General features: G+C 72.0%; 13 protein-coding genes. 4 read left to right on the plus strand and 9 right to left on the minus strand.

The window, feature by feature from the left end; translation table 11 throughout:
- Positions 1 to 59: 59 nt before the first annotated feature.
- Positions 60 to 521: a hypothetical protein gene (locus AC3ET3_RS05180; protein WP_435611697.1), complete on the plus strand. Its 462-nt coding sequence runs from the start codon at positions 60 to 62 to the stop codon at positions 519 to 521.
- Positions 522 to 742: 221 nt separating this feature from the next.
- A complete protein-coding gene (locus tag AC3ET3_RS05185; protein ID WP_432135662.1) occupies positions 743 to 1057 on the plus strand; it encodes a hypothetical protein in 315 nt (104 codons plus the stop codon).
- 93 nt (positions 1058 to 1150) lie between these two features.
- Here the strand turns inward: AC3ET3_RS05185 and AC3ET3_RS05190 are convergent, their stop codons facing one another.
- The gene (locus AC3ET3_RS05190; RefSeq protein WP_435611698.1) at positions 1151 to 2344 is read right to left on the minus strand and encodes a winged helix DNA-binding domain-containing protein; all 1194 of its coding nucleotides are present in this window, start codon (positions 2342 to 2344) and stop codon (positions 1151 to 1153) included.
- Positions 2345 to 2654: 310 nt separating this feature from the next.
- Here AC3ET3_RS05190 and AC3ET3_RS05195 point away from each other — a divergent pair, with 310 nt between their 5' ends.
- Positions 2655 to 3995 (plus strand): DUF2252 domain-containing protein, encoded by a 1341-nt coding sequence (locus tag AC3ET3_RS05195; protein ID WP_435611699.1) that lies wholly within the window; start codon positions 2655 to 2657, stop codon positions 3993 to 3995.
- Between the two features lie 216 nt (positions 3996 to 4211).
- Here AC3ET3_RS05195 and pspAB read toward each other — a convergent pair whose 3' ends face one another.
- From pspAB to glnA, 5 genes are all read right to left on the minus strand, one after another.
- On the minus strand, positions 4212 to 4799 hold the full coding sequence (pspAB, locus tag AC3ET3_RS05200; RefSeq protein WP_432135659.1) for a PspA-associated protein PspAB: 588 nt from the start codon (positions 4797 to 4799) through the stop codon (positions 4212 to 4214).
- 2 nt (positions 4800 to 4801) lie between these two features.
- Positions 4802 to 5716: a zinc metalloprotease HtpX gene (gene htpX, locus AC3ET3_RS05205; RefSeq protein WP_432135658.1), complete on the minus strand. Its 915-nt coding sequence runs from the start codon at positions 5714 to 5716 to the stop codon at positions 4802 to 4804.
- A gap of 234 nt (positions 5717 to 5950) precedes the next feature.
- Positions 5951 to 6241, minus strand: a complete 291-nt coding sequence (locus AC3ET3_RS05210) for an SCO2583/SCO2584 N-terminal domain-containing protein (RefSeq protein ID WP_432155767.1) — start codon at positions 6239 to 6241, stop codon at positions 5951 to 5953.
- Between the two features lie 202 nt (positions 6242 to 6443).
- Positions 6444 to 6740 carry a DUF3303 family protein gene (locus tag AC3ET3_RS05215; RefSeq protein ID WP_432135656.1) on the minus strand — a complete coding sequence of 99 codons (297 nt, stop codon included), beginning with the start codon at positions 6738 to 6740 and terminating at the stop codon, positions 6444 to 6446.
- 274 nt (positions 6741 to 7014) lie between these two features.
- Entirely contained in the window at positions 7015 to 8424 is a 1410-nt protein-coding gene (gene glnA, locus AC3ET3_RS05220) for a type I glutamate--ammonia ligase (protein ID WP_432135655.1), read from the minus strand.
- 208 nt (positions 8425 to 8632) lie between these two features.
- Between glnA and AC3ET3_RS05225 the strand changes: the two genes are divergently transcribed.
- A complete protein-coding gene (locus tag AC3ET3_RS05225; protein ID WP_432135654.1) occupies positions 8633 to 9100 on the plus strand; it encodes an RDD family protein in 468 nt (155 codons plus the stop codon).
- A 232-nt stretch (positions 9101 to 9332) separates the two neighbouring features.
- Here the strand turns inward: AC3ET3_RS05225 and AC3ET3_RS05230 are convergent, their stop codons facing one another.
- From AC3ET3_RS05230 to lipA, 3 genes are all read right to left on the minus strand, one after another.
- Positions 9333 to 10034 carry a DUF4191 domain-containing protein gene (locus tag AC3ET3_RS05230; RefSeq protein ID WP_432135653.1) on the minus strand — a complete coding sequence of 234 codons (702 nt, stop codon included), beginning with the start codon at positions 10032 to 10034 and terminating at the stop codon, positions 9333 to 9335.
- Positions 10035 to 10170: 136 nt separating this feature from the next.
- Complete coding sequence (locus AC3ET3_RS05235) at positions 10171 to 10371, minus strand: SCO2195 family GlnR-regulated protein (protein ID WP_432135652.1); 201 nt, start codon at positions 10369 to 10371, stop codon at positions 10171 to 10173.
- A gap of 268 nt (positions 10372 to 10639) precedes the next feature.
- Complete coding sequence (lipA, locus tag AC3ET3_RS05240) at positions 10640 to 11575, minus strand: lipoyl synthase (protein ID WP_432135736.1); 936 nt, start codon at positions 11573 to 11575, stop codon at positions 10640 to 10642.
- Between the last annotated feature and the right edge of the window lie 59 nt (positions 11576 to 11634).

Genomic DNA, 11634 nt, shown 5'->3' on the forward strand with positions numbered 1-11634 from the left:
AGGCCGGGAACGTACTACCCGCCGTGCGCCTGCCCCCACCACCGAGCGGAGACGGCCCGGTGAACGGCACCCTGGAGATCACGTCCGAGGCGCTGGCCGCCCTGAAGCTGCCCGCCCAGCAGGAACTGGACGATGGCCAGCGGCGGGGCGCCACCTGCGTCTGGTGCGGGTACGCGCTGAACGCGGAGTCGGCCGTCGACCTCGGTGAGCGGGAACCACCCGAGCGCTGGTTCCCCCGCGCCTGCCGCCCCTGCACGGGCCGCCGCGCCCACTCGGGGTTCTTCGACCACGTCCAGAGCTGCGGGCACTGCGCTCACCGCCCCACACTGTGCGAGACCGGGCGGCTGCTGAACCGGCTGACGTTACGTCACTGGGTGAGCTGCGGGCGCTGCGGCGACCGCATCGAGCCGGGCCGCCCGTACGACGCGTTCGTGCCCGAGTCCGCCACCGGCTTCCCGCCCACGGTCTACACACACCGCGAACCGTGCAAGCCGGGGCCCGCCTCGGCCCTCCGGCCGTGACGGCGTTCGCCGCGCCCCCGCGGCCGTGACGGACTCCTTCCGGGCCCGCGCCACGGGCCCGGTCGACCCGGATCCCCATGAGGCCCGAGGTGCTCGCGTGACGGCCTCAAAGCCCCTGTGGCCAGGGGCTTTTGTCAGTGGTGACCGGTAGAATAGAAGCAGTGTTCGAGGGTCCCGCCGGGGTGTCCGGTGAGGGCCCTGACCGCGACAGGAGGATGCCCGTGCCCGCTGCCGCAACCAAGGTGAAGCCGCTGCCCACCCAGTCCACCGCCAAGCGACCCGTCCTGCTCGAACTGCCGTGCACGCCCGTGGTGAAGCAGCCGCTGCCGCCCGGGCGCCCCAGGGAGTGGTACATGACGCACAACCGCCGTCTCAAGGCGATGCGCCTCGCCATCGCCCTGCTCGACTCGGGCGTCTACATGCCCAACCAGGCCCGCAACGAGACGATCCGCAGCACGGCCGAGCAGATCGGCGTCCACCCGCCGTCCGACACCACCTGCCACATGGTGCGGGCGCTGATGCGCTACAGCCGGTGACGCCGGCGCCGGGTGCCGTGTCCGCGCGGCACCCGGTAGGCGGTTCGAGGCCGCCCTGCCGACGGATCGTCGAGGCCCCGGCCGCCCCCGGCGTCACTTGACGTATCCGCCGAGTTCCTTGTCGAGAGGCGCCGGAAAGCGCGGCCGCACCCGGGTGTCGCCCAGCCAGCTCCGCAACTGCCGTGCCGACCGCTCGATCGCCGCCTCCGCCTCCCGGCCCACACCGCCCTCCACCAGCACCCGCCACTCCATCTCCCCGTCCGCCCGCTGGGCCCAGCCCCCGACGATCCGGCCGTCCCACCACACCGTCGCCCCGATGTTCCCGGCCCGGTCGATCAGCGCGCCCCGCAGCTCCGGCGCCAGGTACCAGTCCCGCCGCAGCCACCCCATCGACGTCGGGTCCAGACCGGGCAGCAGCGCCGCCGACGGTTCCGCCGGGCCGGCCACCTCCTCCTCGTCACCGGCGGTCACGTACGCCGGGCCCCCGTCGACCGCGACCTCCCGCGCTCCGATCGCCCGCAGCGCGTGCCGCACGTCCGACACCCGCCACCCCGTCCACCACTTCAGGTCCTCCTCGGTCGCCGGACCGCACGCCGCCAGCCAGCGCCGCAGCAACTCGGCCCGCGCCTCGCCGCCGTCCAGCTCCGGGTGCTCCGGTGCCAGGGCCCACCGGAACTGGCTGGACGTCCACGAGCCCAGCGGACGGCCCCGCACCACCTTCCCCTCCGTGCCGAGCACCCGAAGCAGCCTCGACGACACCGAATGCATGGCCTCGTAGGGCTTCCCGACCGAGTGTGCGAACCGCTCCCGCAGCCGCGGCTCCTCCCGCGCCAGCTCCGCTGCCGTGGCCTCGCCCAGCCGGGCCAGCACCGCCAGCGTCGACTCCTCGACCTCTTTGAGCCACACCGCGTCCGGCGCACCCACCTTCGCCATGTTCTTCAGCAGCGACGCCCGCTCCCGCGCCGCCACCGTCAGGCTCGTCGAGGCGTGCGCCACCGCGGTCAGCGCGGTCGGGAAGACGAACACCGTGTGCCGCATGGCGTGCATCCGCACCAGGGACCGGTCCGCGTACAGCGCCCGCTCCGTCTGCGCCACCGTCGCCGCCGGCTCCGCCAGCCGCGCCCCTATGGCCAGGTACACCGTTGCCGGATCCGAGCCGTGCAGCGCCACCAGCGCGTCGGCGACCTCCTCCGGGCTCCCGGCCCGCGCCTCCGCCGCCAACCGGTGCCGGGCCACCAGCCGGGCACGTCGCTCCGCCACCCCGATGTGCCGCCGTGCCTGACTCATCCCGTCCGTCCTCCGTACCGTCCCGGACCCGTTGCACCGAGGCGCCGACCGCCGACCGCCGACCGCCGACCGCCGAACCGTGCCGAGCCCTGCCCGAGCCGTGCCGAGCGGCGCGCCGCCGCTCCCACCATCCTGCCCGCCGCCACTGACAACGCCCCGTCACCCGTCCGCCGTACTCCGCGTGCGCCCCGCCCGCGTCCGGCTTTCACTGCTGGCATCGGGGAATCGTGAGTGGTGAGCACGCGCGGACGGGAGGCCGGATGAAGCCACGGCAGCGCACACCGGTGCGCCCCGAGCCGGGGCGCGGCACATGACGACCCCGACCGACCGGGCCGACCTCGGCAGACGCGCCCGCAAACGGGTCCCCCGGTCCGGACACGCCGCATGGCTGCCGCCCGTCGACCGCCACGACCCGGTCGCCCTGCTGGAGCGGCAGGGCCAGGACCGGCTGCCGGAGCTGCTGCCGATCCGGTACGGCAGGATGAGCGCCTCACCGCTGTCCTTCCTGCGCGGTGCCGCCGCCGTCATGGCCGCCGACCTCGCCGCGCAGCCCCACACCGGACTCACCGTCCAGCTGTGCGGCGACGCCCACCTCCTCAACTTCGGCCTGTTCGCGTCCCCCGAGCGGACCCTCCTCTTCGACCTCAACAACTTCGACGAGACCTACACCGGCCCCTTCGAGTGGGACGTCAAACGGCTCGCCGCCTCCGTGGCCGTCGCCGGACGCGAGAACGGCCACAAGGAGCCCAAGGTCCGCCTCGCCGCGCGCGAGGCCGCGTCCGCGTACCGCACCACCATGCGGCGGCTGGCCCGGCAGGGAGAACTCGACGTCTGGTACGCCCGGATGGACGCCGACCAGCTCCTCGCCCTCGCCCGTTCCGCCGGCCCCCGACGCCGCGTCGAAGCCAGCCTCACCCGCGCCCGCCGCCGCACCCACCTGCAGGCCCTCGGCAAGCTCACCGAGGTCGTCGACGGACAGCGCCGCATCATCCACGACCCACCGCTGCTGGAGCCCGCGGGCGCCTCCGACACCGCCGCGCTGCGCAAGATCTTCAGCGACTACCGCTCCACCCTCGCCGAGGAGCGCCGCCTCCTCCTCGACCGCTACCGCTTCGTCGACGCCGCCCGCAAGGTGGTCGGTGTCGGCAGCGTCGGCACTCGCTGTTTCGTCGTCCTGCTCACCGGCCGCGACGCGGACGACCCGCTGTTCCTGCAGATCAAGGAGGCCCGGCCGGCCGTCCTGGAGGAGTACCTGCCGAGCGGGCCGTACGTCCATCCCGGCCACCGTGTCGTCGCCGGGCAGCGGCTGCTGCAGGCCGCCGGGGACATCTTCCTGGGCTGGATGACCGGGCCGCAGGGCCGCGCCTTCTACTGGCGTCAGCTGCGCGACATGAAGGGCTCGGCCGACGTCGCCGGCATGGGGCCGGCCGACCTGCTCGGCTACGCCCGCCTGTGCGGCACCGCCCTGGCCCGGGCCCATGCCCGCTCCGGCGACCGCATCGCCATCGGCGGCTACCTCGGCTCCGCCGACACCTTCGAACGGGCCGTCACCGAGTTCGCCCTCGCGTACGCCGACCAGACGGACGCCGACCACGCGGCGCTCGGCGCGGCCATCGCGGCGGGGGTCGTCGCGGCGGCGCCGGGGGTGTGAGCGTGTGCGGCGCGCGGCAGCCGCGGATCGCGCGCACCTGGCGGGAGGCGTGCCCCGACCGCCCCGCCCCGGCCGCCGCGACCTTCCCGACCACCGCTACCGGCAGGCCGGGCGGGAGCGTCGCCACCGGCGCGAGCGCGGGCTCAGGGGCCGACCGGCGGGCCGGGGGCAGGACCCCGGCCCCCGAGCCACCCCGCCCCCGAGCCGCGCGGGGTGTCACAGGCCGGGCGCGCCCCAGACCGGGAACCACCGGCCGAGGTCCCCCTCGATCCGCAGGTCGTTCGCGAGGGCCGCCTTCACCTGCAGCTCCAGTGCGTTGTCGCGCCGCTGTCCGCCGCCGGGCAGCGGCGCGAACGGGTAGAAGGAACCCCGCTTGTACAGGTACACCAGGGCCAGCCGCCGGCCGTCGTCGGCGCTGCGGAAGCCCGCCAGCGAGCACAGCAGCTGGGGGCCGAAGCCGTCGGCCTCCAGGGCGCTGTTCACCGCGTGCAGGTCGTTGACCAGCTCCACGAGCTGGTCGGGGGAGCGGTGGGAGACCAGCCACGAGTAGCCGTAGTCGTCCCGGGTCAGCTCCACCGGTGGGCCTGTGCGGCCGGTGTCCGCGTCCAGCAGTGCCCGCACCTCCCGGTGCGTCTGCTCGAAGGCCCCGCCCTCCACCGTGGCGAAGCACACCGCGCCCTGCCCGGTCGGCGTGAAGCCGGCCGCCGCCTCCAGAGTGATCGCCGCGGACGGCAGCGCGAACAGCTGACCGAGATCGGGTGCGACCGGTTTCGTCCGGCCGAGCAGGATGTCCAGGAGTCCCATGCTCACCTCTCGCCGGGCGCCGCGGCCTCGCCCAGCTCGGCGGAGATCCGCTCCAGCTGCTCCAGCCGCTGCTGCAGGGTCGGGTGGGTGGAGAACACGCGCTCGATGCCGGGCTCCTTGCCGGCGGCGGGGGTGAAGTAGAACGCGTTGAACGCCTGCGCCGTCCGCAGGTCCTTCGTCGGGATCCGCGCGATGTCACCGGTCACCTTGGTCAGTGCCGACGCGAGCACCGAGGGCCGGCCGGTCAGCAGCGCGGCCGCACGGTCCGCGGCCAGCTCCCGGTACCGGGACAGGGCCCTGATCAGCAGGAAGCTCACCGCGTACACGGCAGCCGAGACGCCCATCACGGCGGCGAACACGGCCGCGGTGTTCTGGTCCCGGCGCCCGCCGAACAGCTGCGAGTAGAACGCGAACCGCACGATCAGACCCGCGATCACACCGAGGAACGAGGCGATGGTGATCACGGCGACGTCCTTGTGGGCCACGTGCGACAGCTCGTGCGCGAGGACGCCCTCCAGTTCGGCGGGTTCCAGCCGCCGCAGCAGCCCGGTCGTCACGCAGACCACGGCCTTGTCGGGATTGCGCCCCGTCGCGAACGCGTTCGGCATGTCCATGCTGGAGACGGCGACGACCGGCTTCGGCATGTCCGCGATGGCACACAGCCGGTCCACCACGGCGTGCAGCTCGGGATACTCCTCCCGCTCCACCACCCGCCCGCGCATCGCGAACAGCGCGATCTGGTCCGAGAACCAGTACTGGGCGCCGAGCAGCGCCGCGGCCACGACCGCGACCATCACCCACGACCTCAGCAGCAGCACCAGCGCCGCCACGAACGCCACGTAGAGAAGCCCGAGCAGAAACATGGTGACCGTCATCCGCACGGTCAGCCGCCGATCGCTCTGGAACCGGCTCCGCATCTGTACCACCCCGCAGTCACACCCGCAGTCAGACACTCGCCCCACTGCCCAGTGTGCACCGCCCCCCGCCGAAGGCACGGTCCCGAACGGCCCCGGCCCCGGCAAAGGTCCCTGACCGCGGGGGTCGGCCTCGGCGCCCGGTCATGTTCGCATGTCCCCATGTCCCCTGACCAGGGGACCCGCGTGAAGGCGCGGGGCGGCGGTGGCCGACAGCTCCTGGTACGGGGTCAGCCGCTACCAGTACGGCGGCTGGAAGCCCAGGTAACCCAGCACCAGGATCACCGCGACCACACACCCCAGCACGAGTGCCACGGCCCCCCAGCCCGACCGCTGCCGCCCCACCCCGTCCGGATCCCCCCGGAACGGCACCGCCTCCGGTGGGCTGTCCTGCCACCGGGCCGCCAGCATCCGCGCCCGCGCGGACGGCTCCTTGTGCTCGGCCGCATCCGCCCAGCGCAGGTCGAACTCGCGCTCGTCACCGTGCTCGTCGGGCCCCTGTCCACGCCCGTGCGTCTGTCCCGCCATCCCGTACGCCCCCGTACCGCCTTGTCGAAGTCGACGACTGCAACGATGCGATAGAACATACGCCCGTACCCCCGCCCCCGGGAAACGGCGGTGGCCGCGGAGGCCGGTCATGCGAGCGGCCCCCGACCGGACTTCCAGGTCAGGGGCCGTGGCGCGGCGGGACCGGCGGACCGGCGGATCAGGTGTGGGCGCCGGCCGGGGCTCAGCCCTGCTGCAGGGCGGCGAGGCCCTTCTGCATGTCCTCGGTGTTCATCACCGGCTGGATCTCGATCCGCGCGCCGAGTTCCTGGAAGAGCGGCTCCGCGATCGTGGGGAGCAGGGAGCTGTCCTGCATGTCGAAGACGAAGGTGCAGGAGCGCCCGCCCTCGCTGGGCCCGAAGTAGGCCGCCTCGGCGTGGAGCCGTTCCGCCATCGACTGCATGATCTTCGGCAGCGTGCCGTTCTTGATCGCCTCGTTGGACACCTGGGTGTCCAGACGTGCTCTCAGCATGACCCTCATTGCCTGCGCTCCTTCCGCCCGCCGCGATCGGCTCGGTCCCGATCGCCCGCTGGGGTCCGTTGATGTCAGGGTCAGCCTCACCGCGCGTGCGCCGGGCAGCAACATCTCGCCCCCCGTCCGTGTCCCGCTCCCGCGTCGCCCGGTCCGCGAGGGTGGCGGCACACGCCCACCCGGAGCCGCGAAAGCCGTCGGCCGGCCCTCCCGTGCGGGGAGGGCCGGCCGACGGCCCAGGACGGTCCAGGCGAGCGGAAACCCGCTTCGACCTGGGGCGATATCACACGTCGAAGTACAGCTCGAACTCGTGCGGGTGCGGGCGCAGCTGCAGCGGGGCGATCTCGTTGGTGCGCTTGAAGTCGATCCACGTCTCGATCAGGTCGGACGTGAAGACGTCGCCCTGGAGGAGGAACTCGTGGTCGGACTCGAGCGAGTCGAGGACGGCCGGGAGGGAGGTCGGGACCTGGGCGACGTTCGCGTGCTCCTCCGGAGCCAGCTCGTACAGGTCCTTGTCGATCGGCTCGGCCGGCTCGATCTTGTTCTTGATGCCGTCCAGGCCCGCGAGGAGCAGGGCCGAGAAGGCGAGGTACGGGTTGCCGGAGGAGTCGGGCGCCCGGAACTCGACGCGCTTGGCCTTCGGGTTCGACCCCGTGATCGGGATACGCATGGCCGCGGAGCGGTTGCGCTGCGAGTAGACGAGGTTGATCGGGGCCTCGAAGCCCGGCACCAGACGGTGGTACGAGTTCACCGTCGGGTTGGTGAAGGCCAGCAGCGACGGGGCGTGCTTGAGGATGCCGCCGATGTAGTAGCGGGCCATGTCCGACAGGCCCGCGTAACCGGCCTCGTCGTAGAAGAGGGGCTGGCCGCCGGCCCACAGCGACTGGTGCACGTGCATGCCCGAGCCGTTGTCGCCGAAGATCGGCTTCGGCATGAAGGTCGCGGTCTTGCCGTTGCGCCAGGCCACGTTCTTCACGATGTACTTGAAGAGCTGCAGGTCGTCCGCGGCGGCGAGCAGCGTGTTGAACTTGTAGTTGATCTCGGCCTGGCCGGCGGTGCCCACCTCGTGGTGCTGGCGCTCGACCTGCAGGCCCGACTTGGCCAGCTCCAGGGAGATCTCGGCGCGCAGGTCGGCGAAGTGGTCGACGGGCGGGACCGGGAAGTAGCCGCCCTTGTAGCGGACCTTGTAACCGCGGTTGTCCTCCAGTGCACCCGTGTTCCAGGCGCCGGCCTCGGAGTCGATGTGGTAGAAGGACTCGTTCTCCGAGGTCCGGAAGCGGACGCTGTCGAAGACGTAGAACTCGGCCTCGGGACCGAAGAACGCGGTGTCCGCGATACCGGTCGACGCCAGGTAGGCCTCGGCCTTCTTCGCCACGTTGCGCGGGTCACGGGAGTACTGCTCGCCCGTGATCGGGTCGTGGATGAAGAAGTTGATGTTGAGCGTCTTGTCGCGGCGGAACGGGTCGACCCGGGCCGTCGACAGGTCGGCACGCAGCGCCATGTCGGACTCGTGGATCGCCTGGAAACCGCGGATCGACGAACCGTCGAAGGCGAGCTCCTCGTCCGGGTCGAACGCCTCGACGGGCAGCGAGAAGTGCTGCATGACGCCCGGCAGGTCGCAGAAGCGGACGTCGATGAACTTGACGTCCTCGTCCGCGATGAACTTCTTGGCCTCGTCGGCGTTCTGGAACATCCAGCTCCTCCTACTCCCGACCGCCATGCCGGGGTGGTAGTTCGTTCGTGCGGCCAGTGCGGTGGCACACGCTGTCCTCGACCCTAGGGACGGGTGATTTCTCGGGCGTGACCCATTTGTTTCGCTGAAGTTAACCGGCCCCGGTCCGAGCCTAGCTCCGGTCCACCCTCGGCGCAGGGGGCATATACGGGCGCAGTACCGTGGACGGGTGGACAACAGGCAAGCAATCGGATCGTGGCTCTCCGGGCCCCGCGCGGCCATGGAGGACGCCGGTGCGGAGTTCGGCTACCGGGGTGAGCAGCTGGGTCTGCCGGAGGAGGGGCCGAACTCCCTGGCCCGCCCCGGCCGGCGTCTCGGTGCCATCGGCGTCGACTGGGCGCTGTGCGTCTTGATCGCATACGGCCTCATCACGGACGGCTACAGCCCCGCCACCAGCAACTGGGCGCTGCTCGTCTTCTTCGCGCTGGGTGCCCTCACCGTCGGCACGATCGGTTTCACCCCGGGCAAGCGTCTCTTCGGCATCCGGGTCGTGAGCCTGGAGACCGGCACGGTCAGCCCGCTGCGCGCCCTGCTGCGCACCTTCCTGCTCTGCCTCGCCGTCCCGGCCCTGATCTGGGACCGCGACGGCCGGGGTCTTCACGACCGGCTGGCCCGGACGGTGGAGGTACGGATCTGAGCCCGGCTGTCCGGTCCGAGTCCGGCTGTCCGGCCGTCCGGGAGCGCGAGGACCGCGCGACCGGGCAGCGCCATTCCGTCGCCCGGCGACGGACGGGACACGACGGACGGGACACGACGGACGGGACACGACGGACGGGATGCGGCGGACGGGATACGACGAAGGCCCCGGCTGAACCCGTAGGAGGTTCCCGGGGCCTGGTCGTGAGGCCGACAGCATCGTGGGTTGGGGGCTAGCGGCCCTTCGGCCCGCCCTTCGGGAGCTTCATGCCCTTCGGCATCGGCCCCTTCGGCAGCGGCATGTTGCTCATCAGGTCGCCCAGGGCGCGCAGCCGGTCGTTCGTCGCCGTCACCTGCGGTCCGGTGAGCACCCGGGGGAGCTTCATCATCGTGGTCCGCAGCTTCTTCAGCTCGACCTGCCCCTCACCGGTGCCGACGGTGAGGTCGTGCACGGGCACGTCCGCGACGATGCGGTTCATCTTCTTCTTCTCGGCGGCCAGCAGGCTCTTCACCCGGTTGGGGTTGCCCTCGGCGACCAGGACGATGCCGGCCTTGCCGACGGCCCGGTGCACCACGTCCTGGCTGCGGTTCATCGCCACCGCGGGGGTGGTCGTCCAGCCCCGGCCGATGTTGTCCAGTACGGCCGCGGCGGCGCCCGGCTGGCCCTCCATCTGGCCGAAGGCGGCCCGCTCGGCCCGGCGTCCGAACACGATCGCCGACGCGAGGAAGGCGAGCAGAAGGCCCAGGATGCCGAGATAGATGGGGTGACCGATCAAGAAACCGATCGCGAGGAAGACACCGAAGGTGACGATTCCGACAGCCGCGAGTACAAGACCGATCTTCTTGTCGGCCTTGCGGGTCATCTTGTAGGTCAGGGCGATCTGCTTCAGTCGCCCGGGGTTCGCGGCCTCGGCCGCGTTGTCCTTCCTCGCCATGCCACGAAGTCTACGTGGCCGCGGGAGCGCCGACGACGGCGGTGTCCCGGGGCGGGCCGGGAGCGGTGGGACTGGGGTGCCCCCCGTGGGGCGGGGGCGGCGGTGCGACGGCCCCCTGGGGCGGGGCCGCGGCCGGTCAGGAGCGGGCGGAGACGGCCGCTTCGAGGACGCGCTGCGTCTCGACGCGGTCCTTGGCGCGGCGGCGGTCCTCCAGGACGGACGTCCAGGCGTTGCGCCGGGCGGTGCGCTGGCCGCCGCTCATGAGCAGCGACTCGACGGCGCGCAGCGCGTCGGTGAAGGACGGGATGGCGGTGGCGCGTACGGGCGCGGCCTGCATGATGAGGTCCCCCCTCGGTGGCGGTGGGTAAGGCCCTACAGGGTGTGATAGCAGAGTCACTCATTGGTGTTACCAGGGCGTGACCGACCGGTCAAACACCGATGAAGCCTTGATACGGCCGATCCCGGGCCCCGGCAACACGAACGCGGCCCCGACCCGTGCCCCCAGCTGGGAGGACGGGCGGGACCGCGTCGAACCGGTCAGAACCGGCCGGTAGCCGCTTGTGCGTGAATTCACACAGTCGGCCGCCCGGCCATGGGGGCAGCCCTCACACGGCCTGGCCCGCCACGAAGCCGCCGCGCTTCTCGACGGCCATCCGGTACAGCCGCCCGGCCCGGTACGACGACCGCACCAGCGGCCCGGACATCACTCCGGAGAAGCCGATCTGCTCGGCCTCCTCCTTCAGCTCCACGAACTCCTGCGGCTTCACCCACCGCTCCACCGGGTGGTGGCGCACGGACGGGCGCAGGTACTGCGTGATGGTGATCAGCTCGCAGCCCGCCTCGTGGAGCTGCTTCAGCGCCTCACTGACCTCCTCGCGGGTCTCGCCCATGCCGAGGATCAGGTTCGACTTGGTGACCAGGCCGAAGTCGCGGGCGTCGGTGAGGACCTTCAGGGAGCGCTCGTAGCGGAAGCCGGGGCGGATGCGCTTGAAGATCCGGGGGACCGTCTCGACGTTGTGCGCGAACACCTCGGGGCGGGACTCGAACACCTCCCGCAGCAGCTCCGGCACGGCGTTGAAGTCGGGGGCCAGCAGCTCGACCTTGGTGCGGCCGGCCTCACGGGCGGCGGTCTGCTGGTGGATCTGGCGGACCGTCTCCGCGTACAGCCAGGCGCCGCCGTCCTCCAGGTCGTCGCGCGCGACGCCGGTGATGGTCGCGTAGTTCAGGTCCATGGTGACCACGGACTCGCCGACGCGGCGCGGCTCGTCGCGGTCGAGCGCCTCGGGCTTGCCGGTGTCGATCTGGCAGAAGTCGCAGCGCCGGGTGCACTGGTCGCCGCCGATGAGGAAGGTCGCCTCCCGGTCCTCCCAGCACTCGTAGATGTTGGGGCAGCCGGCTTCCTGGCACACCGTGTGCAGGCCCTCGCCCTTCACGAGGTTCTGCATCTTGGTGTACTCGGGGCCCATCTTCGCCCGGGTCTTGATCCACTCGGGCTTGCGCTCGATGGGGGTCTGGCTGTTGCGGACCTCCAGGCGCAGCATTCGCCGCCCGTCAGGGCTTGGCACTTGCTTCCCGTCGGGTGCGACTGCGGACACGACCG

It is taken from the genome of Streptomyces sp. bgisy159, from assembly GCF_057707805.1.